At 67.7% G+C, this 22024-nt stretch carries 24 protein-coding genes and 1 pseudogene; 13 read left to right on the top strand and 12 right to left on the bottom strand.

The window, feature by feature from the left end:
- Window positions 1-165: 165 nt before the first annotated feature.
- The 5 genes and pseudogenes from FB475_RS31725 (at window position 166) to FB475_RS37015 (ending at window position 2122) form a co-directional block, all read left to right on the top strand.
- Entirely contained in the window at window positions 166-408 is a 243-nt protein-coding gene (locus FB475_RS31725; protein WP_141861196.1) for a hypothetical protein, read from the top strand.
- 23 nt (window positions 409-431) lie between these two features.
- Window positions 432-932, top strand: coding sequence for a DUF6879 family protein (locus tag FB475_RS31720; protein WP_202878629.1), 501 nt, complete (start codon window positions 432-434; stop codon window positions 930-932).
- A pseudogene (locus FB475_RS38485) lies at window positions 904-1095 on the top strand (helix-turn-helix domain-containing protein); the annotation flags it as partial. The gene FB475_RS31720 and the pseudogene FB475_RS38485, both read left to right, overlap by 29 nt.
- A 9-nt stretch (window positions 1096-1104) precedes the next feature.
- Complete coding sequence (locus FB475_RS31715) at window positions 1105-1782, top strand: DUF5753 domain-containing protein (RefSeq protein WP_238332556.1); 678 nt, start codon at window positions 1105-1107, stop codon at window positions 1780-1782.
- Window positions 1783-1900: 118 nt separating this feature from the next.
- Complete coding sequence (locus FB475_RS37015; RefSeq protein ID WP_238332555.1) at window positions 1901-2122, top strand: hypothetical protein; 222 nt, start codon at window positions 1901-1903, stop codon at window positions 2120-2122.
- Between the two features lie 1089 nt (window positions 2123-3211).
- Here the strand turns inward: FB475_RS37015 and FB475_RS31710 are convergent.
- The 3 genes from FB475_RS31710 to FB475_RS31700 form a co-directional block, all read right to left on the bottom strand.
- Complete coding sequence (locus FB475_RS31710; protein ID WP_141861190.1) at window positions 3212-4603, bottom strand: FAD-binding oxidoreductase; 1392 nt, start codon at window positions 4601-4603, stop codon at window positions 3212-3214.
- A gap of 64 nt (window positions 4604-4667) precedes the next feature.
- The gene (locus FB475_RS31705; RefSeq protein WP_141861188.1) at window positions 4668-5303 is read right to left on the bottom strand and encodes a hypothetical protein; all 636 of its coding nucleotides are present in this window, start codon (window positions 5301-5303) and stop codon (window positions 4668-4670) included.
- Window positions 5304-5312: 9 nt separating this feature from the next.
- Window positions 5313-6053, bottom strand: a complete 741-nt coding sequence (locus FB475_RS31700) for a hypothetical protein (protein WP_141861186.1) — start codon at window positions 6051-6053, stop codon at window positions 5313-5315.
- 1673 nt (window positions 6054-7726) lie between these two features.
- Between FB475_RS31700 and FB475_RS31690 the strand changes: the two genes are divergently transcribed.
- Window positions 7727-8074, top strand: coding sequence for a TraR/DksA family transcriptional regulator (locus tag FB475_RS31690; protein WP_141861182.1), 348 nt, complete (start codon window positions 7727-7729; stop codon window positions 8072-8074).
- A gap of 757 nt (window positions 8075-8831) precedes the next feature.
- Window positions 8832-9392, top strand: a complete 561-nt coding sequence (locus tag FB475_RS31685; RefSeq protein WP_141861180.1) for a DJ-1/PfpI family protein — start codon at window positions 8832-8834, stop codon at window positions 9390-9392.
- Window positions 9393-9461: 69 nt separating this feature from the next.
- Here the strand turns inward: FB475_RS31685 and FB475_RS31680 are convergent, their stop codons facing one another.
- The gene (locus tag FB475_RS31680) at window positions 9462-10328 is read right to left on the bottom strand and encodes an alpha/beta fold hydrolase (protein WP_141861178.1); all 867 of its coding nucleotides are present in this window, start codon (window positions 10326-10328) and stop codon (window positions 9462-9464) included.
- Window positions 10329-10463: 135 nt separating this feature from the next.
- On the opposite strand from FB475_RS31680, the gene FB475_RS31675 reads away from it, so the two are divergent.
- Window positions 10464-11096, top strand: a complete 633-nt coding sequence (locus FB475_RS31675; RefSeq protein ID WP_141861176.1) for a TetR/AcrR family transcriptional regulator — start codon at window positions 10464-10466, stop codon at window positions 11094-11096.
- A gap of 7 nt (window positions 11097-11103) precedes the next feature.
- On the opposite strand, the gene FB475_RS31670 is transcribed toward FB475_RS31675, so the two are convergent.
- Window positions 11104-11367, bottom strand: coding sequence for a hypothetical protein (locus FB475_RS31670; RefSeq protein ID WP_141861174.1), 264 nt, complete (start codon window positions 11365-11367; stop codon window positions 11104-11106).
- A gap of 159 nt (window positions 11368-11526) precedes the next feature.
- Here FB475_RS31670 and FB475_RS31665 point away from each other — a divergent pair, with 159 nt between their 5' ends.
- On the top strand, window positions 11527-12009 hold the full coding sequence (locus tag FB475_RS31665) for a MarR family winged helix-turn-helix transcriptional regulator (RefSeq protein ID WP_238332554.1): 483 nt from the start codon (window positions 11527-11529) through the stop codon (window positions 12007-12009).
- On the opposite strand, the gene FB475_RS31660 is transcribed toward FB475_RS31665, so the two are convergent.
- On the bottom strand, window positions 11984-12583 hold the full coding sequence (locus FB475_RS31660) for an acyltransferase (RefSeq protein WP_141861172.1): 600 nt from the start codon (window positions 12581-12583) through the stop codon (window positions 11984-11986). The genes FB475_RS31665 and FB475_RS31660 overlap by 26 nt on opposite strands.
- 159 nt (window positions 12584-12742) lie before the next feature.
- Here FB475_RS31660 and FB475_RS31655 point away from each other — a divergent pair, with 159 nt between their 5' ends.
- Complete coding sequence (locus FB475_RS31655) at window positions 12743-13603, top strand: mechanosensitive ion channel family protein (protein ID WP_141861170.1); 861 nt, start codon at window positions 12743-12745, stop codon at window positions 13601-13603.
- A gap of 119 nt (window positions 13604-13722) precedes the next feature.
- On the opposite strand, the gene FB475_RS31650 is transcribed toward FB475_RS31655, so the two are convergent.
- The 4 genes from FB475_RS31650 to FB475_RS31635 form a co-directional block, all read right to left on the bottom strand.
- Window positions 13723-14052 carry a DUF6401 family natural product biosynthesis protein gene (locus FB475_RS31650; RefSeq protein WP_202878628.1) on the bottom strand — a complete coding sequence of 110 codons (330 nt, stop codon included), beginning with the start codon at window positions 14050-14052 and terminating at the stop codon, window positions 13723-13725.
- Between the two features lie 39 nt (window positions 14053-14091).
- The gene (locus tag FB475_RS31645) at window positions 14092-14997 is read right to left on the bottom strand and encodes a zinc-binding dehydrogenase (protein WP_141861168.1); all 906 of its coding nucleotides are present in this window, start codon (window positions 14995-14997) and stop codon (window positions 14092-14094) included.
- Window positions 14998-15080: 83 nt separating this feature from the next.
- Entirely contained in the window at window positions 15081-15956 is an 876-nt protein-coding gene (locus FB475_RS31640; RefSeq protein ID WP_141861167.1) for a LysR family transcriptional regulator, read from the bottom strand.
- Window positions 15957-15992: 36 nt separating this feature from the next.
- Window positions 15993-16853: a PhzF family phenazine biosynthesis protein gene (locus tag FB475_RS31635; protein WP_141861165.1), complete on the bottom strand. Its 861-nt coding sequence runs from the start codon at window positions 16851-16853 to the stop codon at window positions 15993-15995.
- Between the two features lie 145 nt (window positions 16854-16998).
- Between FB475_RS31635 and FB475_RS31630 the strand changes: the two genes are divergently transcribed.
- The 3 genes from FB475_RS31630 to FB475_RS31620 all read left to right on the top strand — a co-directional run bounded on the left by FB475_RS31630 (window position 16999) and on the right by FB475_RS31620 (window position 19503).
- Window positions 16999-17976, top strand: coding sequence for an AraC family transcriptional regulator (locus FB475_RS31630; protein WP_141861163.1), 978 nt, complete (start codon window positions 16999-17001; stop codon window positions 17974-17976).
- Between the two features lie 92 nt (window positions 17977-18068).
- On the top strand, window positions 18069-19067 hold the full coding sequence (locus FB475_RS31625; RefSeq protein WP_141861161.1) for a zinc-dependent alcohol dehydrogenase family protein: 999 nt from the start codon (window positions 18069-18071) through the stop codon (window positions 19065-19067).
- 13 nt (window positions 19068-19080) lie between these two features.
- On the top strand, window positions 19081-19503 hold the full coding sequence (locus tag FB475_RS31620) for a dihydrofolate reductase family protein (protein ID WP_141861159.1): 423 nt from the start codon (window positions 19081-19083) through the stop codon (window positions 19501-19503).
- 20 nt (window positions 19504-19523) lie between these two features.
- On the opposite strand, the gene nadB is transcribed toward FB475_RS31620, so the two are convergent.
- The gene (gene nadB, locus FB475_RS31615) at window positions 19524-21035 is read right to left on the bottom strand and encodes an L-aspartate oxidase (protein WP_141861157.1); all 1512 of its coding nucleotides are present in this window, start codon (window positions 21033-21035) and stop codon (window positions 19524-19526) included.
- Window positions 21032-22012 (bottom strand): quinolinate synthase NadA, encoded by a 981-nt coding sequence (nadA, locus tag FB475_RS31610; protein WP_141861155.1) that lies wholly within the window; start codon window positions 22010-22012, stop codon window positions 21032-21034. Before nadA ends, nadB begins: the two co-directional genes overlap by 4 nt.
- Window positions 22013-22024 lie beyond the last annotated feature (12 nt).

The raw sequence follows: 22024 nt of genomic DNA, 5'->3' as shown, positions 1-22024 counted from the left end.
GCCCACCCGCATGCGTCCGCTACGGATCGGGCTCAAACTCACCAAAGCCGGTAGGTCTGACGCCCTCCACACCCGCACTCGCCGACAAATGTTGCGCCGGGGGACGAGCGGCGACATCATCATGATGAGCCGGATTTCTCCAGATTTCGAGCAAGGAGGCCCTTCATGCGCGCTCGTTTCCTCGGCAAGGACCCGAACTCCCAGACCAGCAGCTCGCCGACGTTGTTCGCGACCGACCGCACCGATCGGGTGACCTACATCGCGCAGGGCTGGAAGGTCACGGACCCGGAGGTGCTGGCGGATGTGAACGCTGTCGCCCCGGTCCCAGACCACGAGACCCTGATCGAGATCCCGGAGGACGTACTGAAGATGTACGCGCTCCGCTACCTCGAGGAGCAGGACCGCTGAGCAGCGAGCCCTCGCTCTGGGAGTTGCTCAACAGCTTCGAGCACACCGCGTTCCGGCTCGAGGTCCGTGACCGCTACAACGAGCCCGATGAGGCCGAACCGCTCGCGCAGTACCTGGCCGGCAACCGGGATGAACCGGCCTGGCTGGGCGAGTGGCTCGACCTGGTTCGGGGCGCGACTGCGAGCGGACGCCGGTTTGCGCGGGTTCGTGTCGTGACCGTTCCCTTGACCGACTACACCCGCTTCGGTGTGTGGTGCTCGCAGTTCACCACCGCCGCCGGAGAAGACATCCGTTACCTGCCGCGCGAGCAGGCCGACAACGACGGCGTACCCAAGCACGACTATTGGTTGTTCGATTCGAGAACCGTCGTACGGATGAACTTCGACGACAACGACACGTTCCTCGGCACCGAGCTGATCAGCGACCCGGCGCAGATCGTGCAGCACAATTACTGGCGGGACACCGCCTGGCACCGAGCAGTACGACGGGACGACTTTGCCAGCCAATACATCGGACGCAGTTAGCGTCCACGAGGCTCGTACAGCCCTCGGCAGGCGACTCCGCCAGCTCCGCCAGTCAGCGGGTACGACCGGGCGGCAGTTCGCGGAGTCGCTGGGCTGGCCGCCGTCGAAGGTGTCCAAGATCGAGAACGGCCGTCAAACGCCCACGGATGATGATCTCCGCGCGTGGGTGCGTGTGAGTGATCACGAGGCCGAGCTTGATGCGCTGCTCGCCTCGCTGCATACGCTGGAGTTGCAGTACGCCGAATGGCGCCAGGTCGTGCGCGCCGGTCACCGGCCTGCGCAGGAGCGGCTTCTCGAGTGGGAGCAGCGAACTCGGCTGTTCCGGATCTTCGAGGCAACGGTCGTACCGGGACTGCTGCAGACCGCGGAGTACGCCCGTGCGCGGTTCGTTGAATCCGTCCGCCGGCTCAAGGGACCCAACGACGCGGACGAGGCAGTCGCTGCCCGTCTGCGCCGGCAGGAGATCCTCTACCGGCCGGGCAAGCAGTTCCACATCGTCATGCCCGAGGCCGCGCTCCGACTGCGTCTCTGCCCCGTCGACGTTCTCCTCGGCCAGCTCGACCGGTTAGCGTCAGCCTCTCATCTACCGAACGTCCGGCTCGGCATCATCGCGGCGACGACCGAGTACACGATCTCACCGTGGCATGGGTTCTGGATGTACGACGACCGCCGGGTCGTGGTCGAGACCTTCAGCGCCGCTCTCGACCTCCGCCAGCCGCAGGAGCTCGAACTGTACGGCGACGCGTTCGAGCAGCTTGCCGCAGTGGCGAGCTACGGCCACGCCGCTCGCCAAGTCATTGGTCGCGTGATGTCCGACCTTGCTGCCGAGACAGACACTGCGAGCACGTGATTTCGCCTCGGCCTGGTCATCTGGAATTCGCCGAGAAATCCGAAGAAATCCGCACCCGCGACGATGTTCTCGCGACCTAACTTTGTTGCGCCCAACAGATCCGAACGACGGGGGCGACATGAACGAGTCGTACGTGACGCCAGCAGACAATGTCTCTCGCTTTGGCGTCGAGCGGGTAATGAGTACGAGCAACGACTGTGGACGTGATACCGGCTGGCCGGAACTACGCTCCGCCGAACGCTGCGACGGCGAGAACCCAATGACCGGACGCGTCTGCATCCACGGCCACCACAAGGGCTACCACCGCGACGCCACCGGAGCCGAGTGGCTCGACGACTGAACCGAGCTCATGTGAGCTGCAACCGATCGCCGAGCATCGCGGCGTAGGCGGAGGTAAAGGGTCCGATCCCGCAGTCCTGGGCCTCAACGACGGCGTCCTGATTTTGCCCAGCCCTCTCCGTCTTGCGTCGAGCGGACCCGATCGAACGTCACCGACCTCCGACCCAGTCACGCCGGAGTCCTGCTGTCGGAGATTCCCAAGCAGGCGGGGCGGGTGTGCCGAGAGGGGTTACCTCCTCACTGACCCCAGCACTCCGCGCCCGTCCCGCCCCTCCACCAAAGCCTCACTTCGCATCTCCTGACGGATCGAGGTCGAGGTTCTGAGCCCGGTTCGGTTCGCGCTGACACCTCTCAGCGTGAACCGGACCGGGCATCCGCGGGACCAGCCGATCACGACTCAGCATTACCTGCGGAACGGCCTCTGAGCGGACAACAGGCGCGTCTGCGCGCGGCTCAAGGCCTCTCGGAGGACTGCGTTCGCGTGCCGAAGTTCGGTGACGTGACGCTGCAGACGATCCACTTCCGCGAGGACCCGTGGAGCCAGCCTCGGGTAGGCTCAAACGTTGCCGCGGGCAAGTTCCTGCTCCGTCACTGCTCCGTGAGACGCTGACTAACGCTGGGCACCGATGATCATTGACGAATGGCGAAACCGCAGGTCAGGAGGGAGATACGCCTCTCCCAGTCGAGGTTGCCGTCAGGCTGGAAGTGATCTACACCGTCTTCGAAGGCACCTCCGAACTCCAGCGCCTAGTGATCGCCCGAGCCATCTCAGGCATGCGCATCAGGTAGAAAAGTCGCCGGCGTGTTCCGCAGGTGCTCCGGTCGCTCCGCCCCCTTCCGCACCTGTTGCGCGCTACTCACGCACTCCCGGCTCAGCGCCGTAGCTGCCGACGCCCGCCGCCGACCTGCGGGCTGGCCCGGCGACGTGCGGGCTGCCGCCCGCGATGTGCTCGTTGCGCTCGCTTGCGACCACCCCGCCCAACCGGGCCGAGGCGCCACCGAACGCCAAGGCACGCAGGCGGCCACCCGGAGGGGGCTCAGCTGCAGGCGCCAACCCGCGAGGGCAACTCGTCCGCGGTTCTCTCCTGCGTCAGTTGGGCGGGATGTTCTGGTTCAGGTGGAAGAGGTTTGCTGGGTCGTACTGGCGCTTGAGTGCCTGTAGCCGGTCGTACGTCGTTGCGCCGTAGGCGGATCGGATTCGTTGTTGGCCGTCGTCGTTGAGGAAGTTGACGTAGACGCCGGACTGATGAGGCTCCAGTGCCTGTCGCGAGGCCTGCGCCCACTGCCGCTGGGCGTCGAAGCCCTCGGGGCCCTCGGTCACGCCGACGAAGTTGAACGTGTGCCCGCTGTTTCGACTGCCGAACGCCGTGTTGGCCGAAGGGACGCGCGAGATCGCGCCTCCGAGTTGGAAGATCGGGTTCGTCGTATAGGGCGAGTCGATCGCCAGCGCGCGCTCGACGGCTATATCGATCACCTCGTCGGACAGTTCGGCGACGTCACAGGACTGCATGTAGTACCAGCGGCCTCGCAGGAAGCTGGGGTCGAGAATTGCCTGCTGCTCGACGAACGGTCTCGCGATGCACAGGTCAAGCAGCGACGGCGCGAACGCCTTGAGCGGCGCGAGTACCCGCTCACCGTCCTCGATCGCTCCGCAGTAGATCGCCATCACCATGACGACCGGCCGGCCCTGGAGCTCGGCCGGGATGCCGGGTGCGGCCGGCAGCCGGCGGTGGATCACCGCGGTGGTCAGTTCGTCGGGAATGTCTGCTATCCAATCGCGATAGAAACGCAGCAGGTCCGGGGACTGCTCCATCGGCCAGACGATCGGCCCGGCATAGACGATCGGTCCGACCGGATGAAGGCGGAACTCGAACTCGGTGACAACCCCGAAGTTCCCGCCGCCACCCCGAATGCCCCAGAACAGCTCGGCGTTGGCGTCCTCGCTGGCGGTCAGGAACTCTCCCTCGGCGGTGAGCACGTCGACCGAGAGCAGATTGTCGATGGTCAGCCCGTACTTGCGCATCAGCCAGCCGATCCCGCCTCCCAGCGTCAGCCCGGCGAGGCCGGTGTGCGTGACGATGCCCGCGGGCGTGGCCAAGCCGAATGCCTGGGTCTCGCGATCGAGTTCCCCGAGCAGAACCCCGGCCTGTGCGCGGGCGGTACGCCGTACTGGATCGACCCGGATGCCCTTGAGCAGCGCGAGGTCCAGCAGGAGACCGTGGTCGCAGGTCGAATGGCCCGGGAAGCTGTGCCCGCCGCCGCGGGCCGCGACCGGGCCGCCGGTTCGCCTGGCATAGGTGAGCGCGGATCGGACGTCCGCGACCCCTGTGCAGCGCGCGATCAGTCCGGGTCGTCGGTCGATCGACCCGTTCCAGACCCTGCGGAGATCGTCGTACGCCGGATCGCCCGGCTGGACCAGATCGCCGCGGAAGTCCCGCGCCAGCTCGGTGAGTGCCCGTACGTCCACTGCAGTTGCGCTCATCGCCCGCCCCCCAGCGCCAGTATGCGCCCACGTCGTCAGAGGGTGAAGCCTCTGAATGGCATGTCTAAGTCGCGCGTTGGGTGATGTCTACGAGCAGGGCTGCCAGGAAGAGGGTCAAGACGGCGAACAGGATGATGGCCATCAGGGTGGTGGTGAGGCGGGTGCCGATGCGGGCGAGGAGGTTGCGCTCCCACAGGTCTTCGGGGTTGTTGATGTCGCCGTACCCGCTCATGAAGCGGACGAGGGACACGCCACCCTTCTCCTTGCGTGCCTCGCTGAGGTGGGTCTTGGCCGGCTCGCTGAGGTTGCTTTCGGTGCCGATGACAACGTTCTTGACGAGGGGACGGCCCTTGCCGTCGACCAACGGCTGACCGTTGGAGCCGACCAGCGGGACCCCGACGACATGCGTACGGCGGTCCCGGTCGAAGCGGATGATGGAGATCAGGCAGAGGAGCCCGCAGACGATCGCGGCCGCGATGAACCAGCCCTGGTTGGACCTCGCTGCGGTCAGGTACGCCGCGACCATTAAGGCGATCGCGAGCGCTTGCGGCCCTGCTTTGACCAGGAACGGGGGAGGGCTGTCGGTGAGCCAGGTCCATTTCTTCACCGACCCCAGCATTTTCACCAGCAGCATGCTGAACAGTGCGACCAGGGCGAGGGCGATGGCGGCAATGTTCGCGAACGGGCCGTACTTGTCCATCGTGGCCGCCTAGTAGAGGAGATGGATGCTCGGAGTGCCGGGCAGTTTGACCACGGTGTGGTCCCACACGATGCTGGTGTAGGAGCCGCCGTCGACGCCGAAGATGTAGTCGCCCGACTGCAGGGTTGAGACAGCCGGGTTCGTCGGATGGCCGAAGTACTTCCCGGAGGCGAAGTACGCGCCGGACCAGTGGACCCGCAGCCCGCTGGTGTTGGCGGTCACGGTGAACGTACAGCCGGGGACCGCCGTACGGCGTCCGCCGCGGCGAAGCGGCAACTGGATCGCCTGCGCCGGCCATCCGATGCGGCCGGCGGTCGCCGCGATCCGGGTCGTCAGGAAGCCGACGAGCCGACTCCGGAACGTCTCTTGGGCCGCCTCGGCGGGGATCGTCCTGAACCGGTCGTTTTCGAGCTCGGCGAGCTCGAAGTCGCGCCGGATCCGGTCGTAGTACCACTCACCGGGGAGCCGGAGAAATTGGATGTCGTCGAGATCGATCGGTCTGCGGGGTTGGCTGACGAGTTGCAGGGACATGGGGATGTATTCGTCGCCGACGGCGAGCGCCGGGAAGCCGAGGCCGAGTGCGCCGAGCAGGTCGAGTTGCTGCCCGAACGTCTCGACGTCGTTCTCGATGTCGGCGACACTGAGGCTGCCTACCGCGTCGCTTTGCTGCCTCCCGAGGAGCTCGTCGACAACCTGCTCGGCCCGCTCCCGGGACTCGTCATCGCTCGCATCGTCGTCGAACGGGCCCATACTCGATCCCCCCACCCAGGTACCGCCACCAGGCATTCCCCCGCCTGATCCTTAGAGCAGATAGTGACACTGGGTAGTCCATCAGTCCAGAGACGACGGGTGAAGACTGAGTCTTCGGCGACGGCCGAAAATGAACGGTGATGACGACGGAGGATTGGGCCGAGATCCGCCGGCTGGACAGGTCGGACAGGATGGCCAGGCGCAGCCCATGCCGCCGGCTCCGGCTCCGCCGCCGGCACGGGAAGATCTTCTACTGCGATCAAGGTGCTCGCGCTCAGCTGGGGATCTCGCGAATGCTGTACGTCTTGCCCAGCGGGGGAGACAGCGCCGAAGTGCATGTCCGGGCATGGAGGGGTTCGAGGTTTGATGCAGTGGAGCGTCGGATCAGGGAGTTGCTGACGACTCCGGGGATGCCTGCCCGCCAATCTGATCGCAGAGCGCCCGGGCGACGGTTCGTTGCCGTACGCAACAGCCTGACGTGGTCAACGACGACCCCACGCGCGCTGGGGAAGACCTGCGGCAGGATGGATCGCAATCGAGCGTACAAAGGTTGCTGGAGGCAAGTTCTTGCTACGCGACTGCTACGTGGGAAGCTGAAACATCCTTGACCACCAATGCGAGACAAACCGCAGGTCAACAGCCAGACTCACGTCTTTGCGCCGCGGCCCCGCGCGACGCGGGCACAGATCTACCATCTTCGAAGGCACCTACGAAATCCAGCGCCTGATAATCGCGAGAGCCATCTCCGGCATGCAGGTAGAACCCCCCGCGTGCTACGCAGGCCCGCCGGTCGCTCCACTTCCCGCCCGCACCTACTCCGCGCGCTACCCACCCACCCCCAGCTGACCGCCGTACCTGCCGGCTCCTGCCCGCGGGGTGCGGGCTGGTGCCTGCGGGGTGTGGGCTCGGGCCGGCGAGCTGTGGGTTGGCGCCCGCGGGTGCGGGCGGGGGTCGGTGAGGTGTGGGCTGGTGCCCGTGATGTGCGGGCGGGTGCCGGTGGGGTGTGGGCGGGTGCCGGTGGGGTGTGGGGTGGTGTCGGTGGGGTGTGGGGTGGTGTCGGTGAGTGACGGGCTGGTGCCTGCGAGGTGCGGGCTCGGTCCGGCGAACTGTGGGCTGCCGCCTGCGGGGGTGTGGTTGGTGCCCGCGGGGTGCGGGCGGGTGTCGGTGAGGTGCGGGCGGGGGGCGGTGATGCGCGGGCGGGTGCCCGCGGGGTGTGGGCGGGTGCCGGTGGGGTGTGGGTTGGTGTCGATGAGGTGTGGGGTGGTGTCGGTGAGGGACGGGCTGGTGCCTGCGAGGTGCGGGCTCGGTCCGGCGAATTGTGGGCTGGCGCCTGCGGGGGTGTGGCTGGTGCCCGCCGGGTGTGGGCGGGTGTCGGAGAGGGACGGGCTGGTGCCGGTGAGGTGCGGGCGGGTGTCCGCGGGGTGTGGGCGGGTGCCGGTGGGGTTTGGGTTGGTGTCGATGAGGTGCGGGGTGGTGTCGGTGGGGTGCGGGGTGGTGCCTGCGAGGTGCGGGCTCGGGCTGGCGAACTGTGGGGTGGTGCCTGCGGGGTGTGGCTGGTGCGTGCGAGGTGTGGGCTGGTGGATGGGATTTGCTTGTTGCGCTTGCGTGCGAGGGCTCCGCGTGGCGGGGTGATGTGCGCGGCCGCTGTTCATGCGCGGTGTCACGATGGGGGGATGGAGGGAGCTCGGGATCTGTTGGAGGCGCAGCGGCGGCGGGCGCTTCGGCGGCTGGGGAGTTTGACGGGCGACTTTGACGGGGTGGTTGCCGCCTCGCGGGACTCCAATGCCGATGACGAACACGACCCCGAAGGGGCGACGATCGCGTTCGAGCGGTCGCAGGTCATGGCGCTTGTGCAGCAGGTGCAGGAGCAGTTGGCGGAGATCGAGGCAGCATTCGAACGGTTGTCAGTCGGTAGCTACGGCGTTTGCGAACACTGTGCCCAACCCATCTCTTCAGCCCGCCTACAAGCCAGACCCGCGGCCCGTACCTGCATCACCTGTGCCGAGCTCAGGACCACGTGAAGTGAACCGTGTCCCCCCAGGGAGATGTGGATTTCGGACTCGAAGCCGGCCTGGGTTCCCCCGCAGCTGCTGGGCGCGCTACCCATCCGCCCCCGGCGCAGCGCCGTACATGCCGGCTCTTGCCGGCGATCTGCGGACTGCCGCCCGCGCATGGGCGCCCGGTGGTCCGGCCTCACGCAGAACGGAAGCGAGCCGGCCGGTGGGCGGGTCGCGACACCCGCGGCCCGCCGGGGGCCGCCGCCACCCCCAGTACGCCCCCCCGAACCGCCCTCCCGGTCCTCGATGTCGAGTTGACGTCCGTCTGCTTGACGACGTCGAACGGGCGACGCCACGGTCGGGGACAGTCTAAAACTCCAGTCCCCGGTGAGCGGCACGCCCGGCAGTTCGAGCTCCAGGAGATAGGCGTCGTCGGTCTCCTCCAAGTCGGCCAGCGGGGAAGCCGTCCGAACGGAGCAGCGACGGCAGATCCGGCCACTGCCCCTGGAAGAGCTGCGACAGTTGGTCGCTCGCCGTGTCCCAGCGGGCGATGTCGTTCCTCGTGCGTCCCGTCTTCGTCTGCTCCCTTCCTCCCGCGGCCGGCCGGAATGCCAGGAGAGGTCCGCACCTCTCGCGTCTGCGCAGTGGTCCGGTCACGCGTGGGTGGGCCGGTCGATGACGCTGAGCGGCGAGACTCGGGAATGGCCGTCGGCTGGGGTTGACCTCGATTCGGCTCGCGGAGGACGCTGGCGGGGGAGGCGCAGGCGAAGGAGATGGTGTGATGGCGAAGGTGCTGATTCTCACCGGTGACGCGGCGGAGGACCTGGAGGTGTTCTACCCGTACCAGCGGCTGCTCGAGGAAGGGTACGAGGTCGACATCGCGGCGCCCGCGGTGAAGAAGTTGCAGTTCGTGGTGCACGATTTCGTGGACGGGTTCGACACCTACACCGAGAAGCCAGGGCATACCTGGCAGGCGGATGTGGCGTTCGCCGACGTGGATCCGGCGGATTACGTCGCGGTGGTGATCCCGGGTGGGCGGGCGCCGGAGTACATCAGGAACGACGCGGACTGCCAGCGGATCGTGAAGCATTTCTACGGTGAGTCGAAGCCGGTCGCGCAACTGTGTCACGGGCCGCTGGTCCCGGCGGCGGCCGGTGTGCTGGAAGGGCGCAAGACGTCGGCGTACCCGGCGCTCGCGCTCGACATCCGTGCCGGCGGGGCTGAGTGGGTGGACGGCGACGCGGTGGTCGACGGGAACGTCGTATCAGGGCGCGCCTGGCCGGATCACCCGGCCTGGATGCGCGCCTTCATGGCGATCCTGAAGGAACACGCCCCGGCGTAGGACAAATCTCAGCTGCCGGCGACGAGGCCTTGATGAGGGCGGTGACGGTGCTGCCCTTGTCGAGGTCGATTACAGCGGTGGGCCGAAGGCGCAGACGACAGGGGTGGCGTGGGTCGGGTCGAGGGCGTTTGCGACCAGTTGGGCGACCGTCGGATCGAACGCCAGGCCGACGTGGCCGACCGGGTCGAGGGGGCAGGTGTCCTGGACGTACTCGTTCGTTACGCCAGGTTCGCGGATGAATGATGTCTCGTGCGGTGTCACCAGGGTGTCGAAGCGCGAGGCGATCACCGTGTACCGCACTCCGGCCTGGGCGATCGGACCCGCCGTCAGTTGCCGCACGGCGGAGCCACCGACGATGAGTTCGTCACACGCGGGGCAGCCGTACTGACGAAGTACCTGGTCGACGAGCGGGCCGAGGCCCAGGTAGTCGCCAACGCTGACGAGACCGCCGAACGTCGTACCGTGCGTCGGTGGCGCAAGGGCGACAACCTTGCCGACCGCGGCGGCGTACCCACGAACCTTCGGCCCGTGCAGGCTCTGGAAACCGCCCTCGGAATGGCCGACGATGTCGACCTTCGCGGCTCCGGTCGCCGCGCGCACTCGCTGGACGAAGGCCTCGATCTCGGCAGCAGACCGGGCGATCGAGATGGTGCCGCCGACGGGGAGGGCCGGGTTCGCCTGCCCATAGGTCAGGGTGAAGGCGCAGTACCCCTTCGCGGCCAGGAACGGGCCGAGGTAGGAGTAGTTGCCCGGGCCGTTGCCGCCCAGACCGTGCAAGAGGACGAGCGGGTCCGGATGGGCAGTCGACGGTTTGCAGGTCCAGTCGTCGAAACCCGACGTGGTCGCGGCGCTCGCGGTGGTGGTTGTGGTGACCGAGGCTGCGAGGAGAAGCGCGGCAACGACAGCCGCGGCGACTCGGCGAAGGCGGATTGGCATGACGACTCCCCGTGGTCATATCTTGTGACGACTGCGTCACGCACAGTCGAGCATGATTCCGGGTTATAAACAAGACGTCGTGTTCATAACCGTCGCGCTGGTTACGGACCCGGGACTCTGGGTAACGTGCAGCGCATGAGCCGGACCATACGGGGACTCGATGCGGAGCAGCGCCGGGCGGAACGGCGCGAGCAATTGCTGGACGCGGCACTCAGATTGTTCGCCGCCAACGGTTACCTCGGTACGTCGATCGAGCAGATCTGCAGTACCGCGTTCATCGGGACGAAGAGCTTCTACGAGCTGTTCGCCAGTCGCGAGGACTGCTACCTCGCGCTGCTGCAGCGGACTTCCGAACGTCTCGAGCAGCGGATGGCCGGGATCGCCGCGGAAGCGACCGGGAACGAGCGGCAGGAGGCGCCACGGCTGCTCGCGGCGTTCGTGCACGCGCTGGTCGACGACCCGCGGATCACCCGGGTCACCTTCGGCATGGCGTCCGGCATCTCGGCGGCGGTCGAGCGCCAACGCCGTGCCAATCGGCGCTGGGCCGCCGGCTTCCTTGTGCAGCTCTGGGATCGGTACGACGGAGCGCAGCACGAGGAGCAGCACGCCGTACGGCACAGTGTCGCGATCGGTCTCGTCGGCGGCTTGTTCGACCTGATATCGGACTGGCTCCTCGACGCCGACCTCACGGACCAGCAGCAGATCGAGGCGCTGATCGACGACCTGACCGGCTTCTACATCACCGTCCGCCGCGGCCTGGGAAGCTGAGGACTGATCAGAAGATGTAGAAGCCGGTGACTGCGGTGGGGAGGATGCCTACGAGCAGCCACGGGGAGAGGGGTGTCCGGCGGTGGATGGCGAGGATGCCGGCGGCCGTAAGGGCGCCGATGACGCCGGACATGAACCACAGTCCGACACCGCGGCCGAAGTCGCCGGCTGCGACCCCGATGCTGTACACGGCCAGCGTGACGGCAGGAACGGTGCCGACGTGGAACAGGACCGCGGAGACGACCCAGCGCTGAACGGTCTCGATGTTCATCGGCCGCGGTGTGCGGCGCCGTCGTATTGTGCGCTGCACCGCGGCTCGTGACTGTCCCGAAGCCGGTTCCCGCGGGCCGGTGTGCTGCGTCTGCGACATGATTGCTCCGATAGTTAGCGTACTAATTGTTAGTCTACACATCGTTGGTACGCTGACGGCATGGCAGCGATGAAGATCACCCCGCCGGACAACCCGCTGGCCCTTGAGCACCAAGTCTGCTTCGCGTTGGCGGTGGCCGCGCGGACGGTGATCGCGCTGTACCGTCCGGTGCTCGAGCCGATGGGCCTGACGCATCCGCAGTACCTGGTGATGCTGGCTCTGTGGGAGTTCGAGCCGGTGTCGGTGAAGGATCTGTCCGGAATGCTCCAGCTCGAGCCGGCGACGCTCTCACCGCTGCTCAAGCGCCTCGAAGCCGCCGGACTGGTGCGCCGCGACCGCTCGGCCGCCGATGAACGCGCCCTGGCCGTCGTGCTGACCGACGAAGGACGCGCGCTTCGTGACCAGGCTTTGAAGGTGCCGCCCGCGATCGTCGAGAGCCTGGGGATGGACGTCGACGAACTGATGGATCTGCACAGCCGCCTCACCAGAGTCATCGCAGCAGCCACGGACGGCCGAGTCAGGGGTGTGCCTTCGGGTACGTGACGGTGTGCAGGACCTTCGCCGGTGCGCCGGCGGCGACGGAGTACGGCGGGATGTCTCGCGTGACGACGCTGTTGGCGCCGATGACGCACCGTTCGCCGATCGTCACCCCGCTGGTGACGACCACGTTCGCGCCCAGCCAGACGTTGTCGCCGATCCGCGTCGGCCCCTTGGAGCGGAACCCCTGCCACGGCACCGGCCGTTCCGGGTCGTCGACCCGGTGATCGGCGTCCGTCACGAAGCATCCGTTCGCCAGCATGCAGTGCGACCCGATCTCCACCAGGTCGAGAGCCGCGACCATCACCGCGATGTTCAGGAACGTACCGTCCCCGATCCTGACCCGCCCCTCGTCGCCGACAGTGATCCACACGTCGGGCTCGAACATCGTGTTGGGCCCGAGCTCGAGTCTCCCGTCCCGCAACGCCTCCAGTACGTTCCCGTGCAACGGCCAGCGCGCGAACGCCCCGCGCCGCATCAGCTCCCAGTGGATCCGGCCGCGGTTCCACGGCAACGAGTTCCGCTGGTACCAACGCCATTTCTGCAGCCAGACCCTGAGTTGCCCACGAAGCTCCTCCACCCGCGCCAGGCTACGCGGCCGCGCGGGTTCTGTTTGTGTGCATCGGACTGGGGTACCGCAGGTCTATTCCATTTCGGAACGGCTGGGGGCCGTTAGGGTCCGTCTTTGCTCGCTGTCGGCTGGGGAGATCTGTCGAGCTGATCGAAAGGCAGTGGACAGATGAATCTGGCCCAATCCTGGAACGACGCGGTGCATGCCGTGATCACGTTCCTGCCGAAGTTCGTGCTGTTCCTCGTGATCTTGTTCATCGGGTGGCTGGTCGCGACCGCGCTGCGCAAACTGGTGAACGTCGCGCTCGGGCGGGTGGGGTTCGACCGTGCTGTCGAGCGCGGTGGTGTCGGCCGGGCGCTCGCGCAGTCGAAGTACGACGCCAGTGGTCTGATCGCGGCGCTGATCTACTACGCGGTCCTCCTGATCGCGCTGCAGTTCGCGTTCGGTGTGTTCGGTCAGAACCCGGTGAGCGACTTGCTGGCCTCGATCGTGCGCTGGTTGCCGCGGGCGGTGGTGGCGATCGTCATCGTGGTGGTGGCGGCCGCGATCGCGAACGCGTTGCGTGATCTGGTCGGCAGCGCGTTGTCGGCGCTGAGCTACGGCCAGCTGATCGCGAAGGTGGTACAGATCTTCGTCATCGCGCTCGGTGTCATCGCGGCGCTGAACCAGATCGGCGTGGCGACGGCGGTGACCACGCCGGTGCTCATTGCGGTACTCGCGACGGTGGGTGGCGTGATCGTCGTCGGGATGGGCGGCGGCATGGTCCGCCCGATGCAGCGACGCTGGGACCGGTGGCTGGATCGCGCCGAGCAGGACTTCCCAAACGCGCGGGCGCGCGAGCAGGCGTACCAGCGAGGACGTGAGGACGCCGAGCGGATCCGGGAGTTCAGCCCGGAACGCAACCCGGAGACCAGCCAGTGGCAGCCGGAACCGGGTGAGTCGCCTGTCGGCGGTCTGAGCGGCGACCTGCAGGGTGGCACGCGCCGGTCGACTCCGCCGCCCCCACCGCGAAGCGACGGTTCCGTCTGAGCAGCGGACGGCCAGGACGGCTCCGCCTGACACCAGGGGACAGGTTGGATCCGAGGGAGGTGTCCCCGGGCGCGAGCTCGCACCGCGTCCGGGGTCACCTGTGTTTCTGTACGGCTGATTCAGAGCTGGGGCAGCTCTAGAGTGTCGGCTGACGTCAGGCTGACGGTGGCCAACAGGCGAAGCGTCACCCAGTCGCTCTCGGAGCTGTGCTCGAGGCTCCAGCCGTGCTCGGCCGCGGCGTCCCGGACACCTTGTGCGTACGCCGCCAACTCGACCGGGCCGGCTGATCCGATGGTCAGGCCAAGGATGTCGCGTACCGCCGCCGCATGCTGATCGACGGCCGCCTGCAGGCCCGGCTCATAGCTCTTCATTCTCGACAGAAGATCGCCGCGTAACATCGCCAGCTCGAGTCGGGCAGACGCGTCCCGCACGATTCTCATCCAGGCCATGGCTCACTAGCGTAGGGCCAGGCCGTCAGCAGTGATCGGTCAGGGGATGGTCAGTACTGCCTTGCCATGGAACGTGCGGTTGCGGAGGCCTTCGAGTGCGTTGTGCACCTGGTTCCAATCGGCCTGGAAGCCGACTGGTGGTTGCAGGGATCCCGTGGCGACGAGGTCGACGAGTGTTCGCAGGTCGGCGCTGACGGGCGTCGGGTCCGCGTACGAGAGGTAGCTGACGAGGCGGGCACCCTCGTGGCCGATGAAGTCGTAGAGATTGACGGCTGCCTTACGGCGACTGCTCGCGCCGAAGACGACCACCGTGCCGCCAGGTGCGACTCGGGTGACGGCAGCCTCGAGCGTCTCCCCGCCGACCGACTCCGTGATCAGGTCGAAGAGACCCTCCGCTTCCGTGACGGCCGGTACGACCGATCGCGCGCCGCGCTTGAGCAGAAGGTCGGCCGCTTCGTCGCGGCCGACCGCAGTGACCTCGGCACCAGCCAGTACGGCGAGCTGCACCTGGAGTTGCCCGACGCCCCCGGTGGCGCCGGTGACGAGAACCCTCTTGCCCAACAAGTTGCCGCCGATCCGCAGGGTGTTCAACGCGGCTCGACCGGCCAACGGCAGCGCGGCGGCCTGCTCGACGTCGACGGAATCGGGCAGTTCGGCCAGCCGGGCCGTGGACACCGCCGCGAGTTCGGCCCAGCCGCTGTCCTCGGCGAGCGCCACCACCCTCGCTCCTGCCGCCGGCCCCGATCCGTCCGCGGCCGGCTCGACCATAACGCCGGCGATGTCCTGCCCGGGCCGCCAGTCTTCGGTACGGGCGGCGAGCAGATCGAGTTCGCCGCGGTTGAGGGAGAACGACCGTACGGCGATCAACGCCTGGTCGGGTGCGGGGAAGGGGTCGGCGACAGTGTGGACGGCAAGGCCTGCCGGGGTGTTCACGAGTGCTTTCATACGTCCATCTCAGGCCGTGGATTCCTCGCCAACAAGGCGAATCCGCGACCTTCAGTCATCACGGATCCGCATGAATCAAGCCGTCAGCCAGCGGCAACGCAACTGTCCACCAAGAGCTGGACGGCTGGGGACTTCGGTCCGGGAGCAGTCGCAATCAGGGTCTGCAACGCCGGTACGTCCAGGCGCCGGAAGGCGATCCGGTTGACTCGCAACCGTTCCGTGGCGGAGGCGTACAGCACCGTCCACGCAGGCGGTCCCGCGCCGATCTCGGCGAGGGCGTCGTACACCGATCCGATGTCCGGACCTCGCTGTGGTTCGACGTCGGCCTGCTGCAGGAGACCCGTCAGGAAGTCGTACAGACCAGGATTTGCCTGCCGTGGGCTGAGTCGCAAAGGCGTGCCGGCCAGGTCGGCCAAGGTGACCGATGAGCGCGCCGCGGCCACGTGCGTGGCCGGCACAGCCGCCACGAGGGTCTCGTTCCACACGGCGGTGGTGTCGAGTGCGGCGACGGGTACGGCGGGCCGGACGAACGCGGCGTCGAGCTCACCGCGACGGAGCGCGTCGAGACGCTCGACCGATGGCAGACTGACGAGTCGTACGTCGACCGCGGGCGCCAGCGTCGCGATCTGGTCGAGGACTTGGTCAAGCCGATCACCCAATCCCTCGCTCGTCCCGATGCGCAGTCGTCCAGTGATGTCGCCGGCGGGCTCAGCGACTGCGGCCCGCAGCCGGCCGAAGGCGGTCAGCGTGGCGTGTGCCTCAGGCAACAATCGGCGGCCGGCACCGGTCAGTCGCACCCGTCGGGTCGTGCGATCGAAGAGCTGGACGCCGAGCTCGCGCTCCAGTCGCGCGACGTGTTGGCTGACGGCCGGTTGCCCGATGTGCAGGCGTTCCGCGGCGCGCCCGAAGTGCAACTCCTCCGCGACCGCGACGAAGAATTCGAGCTGGCGAACTTCCATGGACCCGGCTCCCGTCGTACGTCCGTCCTGATCGCATCAACGCCCGGAGTCGATGGGTTCTTCCACACGTTCCGCCGACACGCAGATCGCGACTTGTCCGCCGACTTCGACGATCGGTGGGCCGGAGGTCGCGGTGACGGTGGTGATCATGGTCGCGGGGTGGCCCAACGAGTCGCCCATGTCCACCTGTAGTCGCGAATGCCCTCGAGTTGACAGGTACGCGGCCAGACAGGCGGTGCTGTTGGCGTTGGCGATGTCCTCCGGTACGCCGATGGACGGCGCGAACATCCGGGCCACGGTCCGGCCGTCCGCAGACGGTGACACGTATGCGTAGCAGCCGAGCAGACCGAGTCGGTCGGTGGCCGCTCGTAGCCGGGGCATGTCGGGTGCGAGGTTCGTGAGCGTCTGCTGGTCGGCGAGTTCGACCAGCAGCCGCGGTCGTCCGACGGAAGCGACGTGGCACGCCACGGTCTCGGTTCCGACCCCCAACGCGGACAGGATCGGGTCGGCGACCTCTGCGGCCGCGGCGTGCAGTTCGATCGGGCCGGGCGTGAACGCTGCGCTGTATTCGCCCTCTCTTCCGATCGCGTGACCCGGCAACAATCCCGCCGCGGTCTGCAGCATGCCCTCGTACTCACCCGCGTCCTGGGCCAGTACGGCGAGCGCTGCGACGGTGCCGTGACCGCAGGCCGGGAGCTCGCCGGTCGAGGTGAAGAACCGCAGCCTGACCGCCGCTGGATCCTGGGTGGAGATGAAGACCGCGTGCGAGGCTCCCACCGCTGCAGGTATCGCGCGCCGCGTGCTGTCGCGCAGTTCGGTATCCGTGACCACCGCAGTCCGACTGCCACCGCGGCCGGAACGCCGGCACGCCTGCACGACGGTCACCTCGAGGCTCATGCGCTGCTTCTCCCTCCGTTCGCGCCCAGGATCGTCCATCGCACGTCGACCACCGTAATCCGTGTCTTTGCGGACGGTCCATGCTCATGAGTCCAGCAGGGATACGTCAGCGTCTCCGCCGAAGTACGGTCGGTAGAGTGATGGCGTGGACGTGTTGAGCGACGCGCTGCTGGCGGTACGCACCGGGCGGCCGGTGTCGCGCCGGAACGAGTATCTTGGCCGCTGGGGTCTGCGGTTCCAGTCGGGCGAGGGCATCGGGTTTCACGTCGTACTCGAGGGCCGGTGCTGGTTCGTGCCGCCGGCCGGCGACCCGGTGCTGCTGGCTCCCGGCGATGTCGTCGTCCTGCCGCACGGCCATGGACACGGACTGGCCAGCGGGCCGGACGTCGAACTGTCCGGTTCGGTGATTCCGCTCGACCACCCGGAACAGGTCGCGGATACCGCCTCCGACGGCGGTCCGGGCAAGAGCGTCTTGCTGTGCGGTGCGTACCTGACCGACCGCGCCAGGGCCCATCCGCTGCTGGCGGAACTTCCCGCCTCGATTCACCTTCCGAGCATGCCGGGCAGCAGGTCGGCGCTGAGTACCGCGGTCGGTCTGTTGGCGGACGAGTTGCGGGACGAGCGCGCCGGTACCGCTGCTGTCGTGCCTGCGCTGCTGGACACCGTGCTGCTCTACGCGCTGAGAGATTGGTACGACCAGAACGCGGCGGCAACCGGTCAGGGATGGAGCAGAGCCCTGGCTGACGCCTCGGTTCGAACCGCGCTCGACCAGATCCACGGCGATCCGGCACATCCTTGGACCGTCGAATCGCTCGGCAAGGCAGCCGGCCTCTCCCGAGCTGCGTTCGCGCAGCGGTTCACGGCCCTGACCGGGCAGACGCCGATGGCGTACCTGACGTGGTGGCGACTGGTGATCGCGGCGCGACGCCTACGGGAGAGCGAGGTGTCGCTCGCGTCGATCGCGCGCGAGATCGGCTACTCGTCGGAGTTCGCGTTCGCCAACGCGTTCAAGCGTCACTATCGGGTGCCGCCCGGCCGCTATCGCCGCAACGGTCCGGACGACTCCCCGGCCTGGCTGTCATCCGAGGAGCTGCGATCCGAGCTCCAGGGAGATGGACGATGAGTGGAACAGACCGGACGAGAAATTATTGAGCGTCCATTACGGGACTTCTAGGCTGACCGAGCCAAACAGCTCACAGCCCAGGAGTCCCCACGATGACGATGACAGTACTGTTCGACGAGCTCGGTGGGCCGGAGGTTCTCCGGCTGGCGGAGCTCGAGCCGGGGGAACCCGGACCGGAGGAGGTCCGGATTCGGGTCGAGGCGATCGGTCTCAACCGGGCCGAGGCGCTCTTCCGGTCGGGCACCTATGTGTACCCGGCGAACCTTCCGGGATCGCGCCTCGGTTACGAGGCTGCCGGGGTGATTGAGGCGGTCGGTGACGAGGTCGAGGGCTTCTCGGTCGGTGACGCCGTCAGCGCCGTACCGACGTTCCTCATGACGGAGTACGGCACGTACGCCGAGTCCGTCGTCCTGCCGGCACACGCGCTGGTGCATCGGCCAGCTGGTGTCGATGCCGTGTCCGGCGCGGCGACGTGGATGGCGTACACCACCGCGTACGGTCTGATGGTTGAGTACGGCAACATCAAGCCGGGCGACACCGTACTCATCAACGCGGCGTCGAGCGGTGTCGGTCTGGCCGCCATCCAGGTCGCGAATCATCTGGGCGCGGTGCCGGTGGCAACGACCCGCACCAGCGCGAAAGCGCAGCGCTTGCTCGATGCGGGCGCGGCCCATGTCATCGCGACAGAAGAACAGGATCTCGTCAAGGAGGTCCTGAGCGTGACGGACGGACGGGGTGTCGAGTTGGCCCTCGACGCGATCATGGGTCCGGCCGTCAACACGCTCGTACAGGCCGTTGTGCCTGACGGTTCGCTTCTGTTCTACGGCTGGCTGGACACGACGCCCGCGCCGATGCCGATCGCGGCGGACTTCCGCGGGCGGACGATCCGGACGTACGCGTTCAGCGAACTGACCATCGACAGCAAACCGCGCCTCCGCCGGGCCAAGCACTTCATCAACGCCGGACTGCGCTCCGGCTCGCTGGCTCCGGTCATCGACGAGACCTTCGACCTCGCGGACGTGGTCGCGGCGCACCGGTACCTGGAGTCCAACGCGCAGTTCGGCAAGATCGTCCTGACCGTCGACCACTAGCCGCGGACAGCCGATCAGTTCTCGTCGCCGACGGTGTCTGTACGACGATGGGCCGCAGGGCGCTTCGCGCTGGTTGGACCGCACCGGTGCGTGGGCAGACAAGCTGAACAGCATGCCGAAGTATGTGGTGTCGTCGACGGTCGAACATCCTCGCTGGGGTGCGGGCGTCGTACTGAACGGCGACGTCGTCGCGCAGGTCGCCGAGGTGAAGCGCGACGTCGCGGGGGAGATCGTCGTCTATGCGAGCTATCAGTTGGTGCGGAGTCTGATCGAGCACGGCCTGGTCGACGAGCTGCGCCTGTTCGTGTTCCCGGTCGTGCTCGGGGGAGGGGAGCGCCTCTTCGACGGCATCGACGACAGGCTTCCACTTCGCCTCGCGGGTGCGCGCACGCTCGGAGTAGGTCTGACTTTCCTGAACTACGAGGTCGTGCGCTAGCACCCGCACTTGAGGTGGCTTCAAGCGGTGGCTGAGGACAGGAGTTGTCGGGTGGTCGGGCGGCCTTCTTGGTCGAGGTGTACGGCGATGTGCTCGTCCCAGCGGGCGTCGGAGTGGGGGTAGTCGGAGCGCCAGTGGCAGCCGCGGCTGTCCTGGCGTGCGGTGGCCGCGACGATGACGGCTCGCGCCACCGTCGCGAGCGGGCCGCCGCCCAGGCTCTCGAGCTCGTCGGCGGCCGCGTTCAGGCCGGCGCCGTCACGACGGATGCCGGCGTACCTGGTCAGGATCGTGCGGATCCGCTCCGGATCGCGGTCATCGCCGAGCGGGAGTTCACGGGCGCGGCCGTGGTCCTTCGCGGGGAGGTCGAGGGTCAGCGCGGTCGCGACCCGACGCCCGAAGACCAGTCCCTCGAGCAGGCTGTTCGAGGCGAGCCGATTGGCTCCGTGGACACCGGTCGCCGCGACCTCGCCAACGGCATACAGACCAGGTACGTCGGTTGCGCCGTTGCGGTCGGTGCGTACGCCGCCGCAGAGGAAGTGTTCGGCCGGCGCGACCGGGATCTGCTCCGTCAGCAGGTCGACGCCGATCCGCGCGCACGACGCCAGTACGGTCGGGAACCGCTTCCGGAGTACGTCGGGATCCACAGCCGTCGCGTCCAGCCAGACGTGGTCGGATCCGTCGCGGCGCATCGTCGCCTCGATCGCCCGGGCGACGACGTCCCGCGGCGCCAGATCGGCTCGCGGATGCCGTCCGGCCATGATCCGGCGGCCGTGGATGTCGCGGAGTACGGCGCCTTCACCGCGGACCGCCTCGGTGACCAGAGGCAACTGACCGCTGGTCTCACCGGTGTGGAGCGCGGTCGGGTGGAACTGCACGAACTCCATGTCCACCAGCGATGCGCCGGCTCGCAGCGCCAAGGCGATACCGTCGCCGCGTACCGTCGAGGGGTTGGTGCTCGCCAGGTACGCGTTGCCGATACCGCCAGTGGCCAGTACCACGGCGCGCGCCTCGATCTGCGTGACCTCGCTGCCGGTCTCGACGAGCACCCCGACGACACTTCCGTACTCCGACTGCAGCAGACCGACGGTGCGCCCGGTCATCGTCTGCACGCTGCTTCGGTCCAGGGCTGCGAGCAGCGCGCGATGTACCTCCGCACCGGTGGCATCACCGCCGGCGTGCACGATCCGGGGACGACTGTGGCCGCCCTCCAAGGTCCTCGACAGGGATCCGTCACCGTTGCGATCGAAGCGTGCCCCGTGAGCGATCAGCTCGGCGAGGCGTTGTGGTCCCTCCTCGACCAGCGCGCGGACGTTCCGGGGATCGCAGAATCCCGCGCCCGCCACCTCCGTGTCGTGCAGGTGGTCGAGCGGATCGTCCTCGCCGTACGCGGCCGAGATGCCGCCCTGCGCCCAGGGCGTGCTGCCGTCGCCGGCGCTGAGCAGGAGTACGTCGCGGGTCGCCGCGAGACCGAGTGCGGTTGACAGGCCCGCGACGCCGGAGCCGATGACGACGACGTCGACGACGCGCGTCATCGAGCACCCGCAGGCTTGCCGATGGCAACCATCCGCTCGACCGAACGACGGGCCCGCTCGACAACCTCGGGCGGAAGCTGGATCTCGTCGCGTCCCTCGCGCAGGCACCGCACCAGCAGTTCCGGGGTGATCATCTTCATGAACCGGCACGAGGCCTTCGGGTTCACCGGCAGGAAGTTCGTCCGCTTGTTGACCTGGCGAAGCTGATGCAGCATGCCGATCTCCGTGGCGACCAGAGCCGTCTTGGCGGTCAGGCCGCGAGCGGTGTCCAGCATGCCGGCGGTGGAGAGGATGTGGGTCCGCTCGGCGGGCAGGTCGCCCACGCCGGCCAGCCAGACCGCCGATGAAGCGCAGCCGCACTCGGGGTGGACGAGGACCTCGGCCGCCGGGTCGGCGGCGACCTGAGCCCGCAGGTCGGCCGCGCTGATGCCGGCGTGGACATGGCACTCGCCCATCCAGACCTCGATGTTGTCCCGGCCGGTCTGCCGCCGGACGTGCGCTCCGAGGAACTGGTCGGGCAGGAACAGGATCGGCTGGTCCGCCGGGATCGAGTTGACCACCTCGACCGCGTTGGACGAGGTGCAGCAGATGTCGGCCTCGGCCTTCACCGCCGCACTGGTGTTGACGTAGGCAACGACAACGGCGCCCGGATGCTCCGCCTTCCAGGCGCGCAACTGGTCGGCGTCGATCGTGTCGGCCAGCGAGCAGCCCGCCTGGGCCGTCGGGATCAGCACGGTCTTGTCGGGGCTGAGAAGTTTGGCGGTCTCGGCCATGAAGTGCACGCCGCAGAACACGATCGTGGAGGCATCGGTACTGGCCGCGATGCGCGACAGTGCGAGTGAGTCGCCGACGTGGTCCGCCACGTCCTGGATCGCCGGTTCCTGGTAGTTGTGGGCGAGAATCACGGCGTCCCGTTCCTCGGCGAGACGTCGTACCTCTTCTTGCCAGGTGATTGCCGTGTGTTGACCAACGGTCATGACGGGTTCTTC

Source organism: Kribbella jejuensis (genome assembly GCF_006715085.1).
Taxonomy (GTDB): domain Bacteria; phylum Actinomycetota; class Actinomycetes; order Propionibacteriales; family Kribbellaceae; genus Kribbella; species Kribbella jejuensis.
This window is presented reverse-complemented; position numbering and strand designations above follow the sequence as displayed.

Bases quoted from the DNA above. Each gene is read 5' to 3' on its own strand.
- FB475_RS31725 (WP_141861196.1), top strand. From the start codon at position 166: ATGCGCGCTCGTTTCCTCGGCAAGGACCCGAACTCCCAGACCAGCAGC.
- FB475_RS31655 (WP_141861170.1), top strand. From the start codon at position 12,743: ATGAATCTGGCCCAATCCTGGAACGACGCGGTGCATGCCGTGATCACG.
- FB475_RS31700 (WP_141861186.1), bottom strand. From the start codon at position 6,053: ATGGGCCCGTTCGACGACGATGCGAGCGATGACGAGTCCCGGGAGCGG.
- FB475_RS31710 (WP_141861190.1), bottom strand. From the start codon at position 4,603: ATGAGCGCAACTGCAGTGGACGTACGGGCACTCACCGAGCTGGCGCGG.
- nadA (WP_141861155.1), bottom strand. From the start codon at position 22,012: ATGACCGTTGGTCAACACACGGCAATCACCTGGCAAGAAGAGGTACGA.
- FB475_RS31665 (WP_238332554.1), top strand. From the start codon at position 11,527: ATGGCAGCGATGAAGATCACCCCGCCGGACAACCCGCTGGCCCTTGAG.
- FB475_RS31690 (WP_141861182.1), top strand. From the start codon at position 7,727: ATGGAGGGAGCTCGGGATCTGTTGGAGGCGCAGCGGCGGCGGGCGCTT.
- FB475_RS31705 (WP_141861188.1), bottom strand. From the start codon at position 5,303: ATGGACAAGTACGGCCCGTTCGCGAACATTGCCGCCATCGCCCTCGCC.
- FB475_RS31650 (WP_202878628.1), bottom strand. From the start codon at position 14,052: ATGGCCTGGATGAGAATCGTGCGGGACGCGTCTGCCCGACTCGAGCTG.
- FB475_RS37015 (WP_238332555.1), top strand. From the start codon at position 1,901: ATGAACGAGTCGTACGTGACGCCAGCAGACAATGTCTCTCGCTTTGGC.
- FB475_RS31645 (WP_141861168.1), bottom strand. From the start codon at position 14,997: ATGAAAGCACTCGTGAACACCCCGGCAGGCCTTGCCGTCCACACTGTC.
- FB475_RS31625 (WP_141861161.1), top strand. From the start codon at position 18,069: ATGACGATGACAGTACTGTTCGACGAGCTCGGTGGGCCGGAGGTTCTC.
- FB475_RS31680 (WP_141861178.1), bottom strand. From the start codon at position 10,328: ATGCCAATCCGCCTTCGCCGAGTCGCCGCGGCTGTCGTTGCCGCGCTT.
- nadB (WP_141861157.1), bottom strand. From the start codon at position 21,035: ATGACGCGCGTCGTCGACGTCGTCGTCATCGGCTCCGGCGTCGCGGGC.
- FB475_RS31675 (WP_141861176.1), top strand. From the start codon at position 10,464: ATGAGCCGGACCATACGGGGACTCGATGCGGAGCAGCGCCGGGCGGAA.
- FB475_RS31640 (WP_141861167.1), bottom strand. From the start codon at position 15,956: ATGGAAGTTCGCCAGCTCGAATTCTTCGTCGCGGTCGCGGAGGAGTTG.
- FB475_RS31670 (WP_141861174.1), bottom strand. From the start codon at position 11,367: ATGAACATCGAGACCGTTCAGCGCTGGGTCGTCTCCGCGGTCCTGTTC.
- FB475_RS31635 (WP_141861165.1), bottom strand. From the start codon at position 16,853: ATGAGCCTCGAGGTGACCGTCGTGCAGGCGTGCCGGCGTTCCGGCCGC.
- FB475_RS31685 (WP_141861180.1), top strand. From the start codon at position 8,832: ATGGCGAAGGTGCTGATTCTCACCGGTGACGCGGCGGAGGACCTGGAG.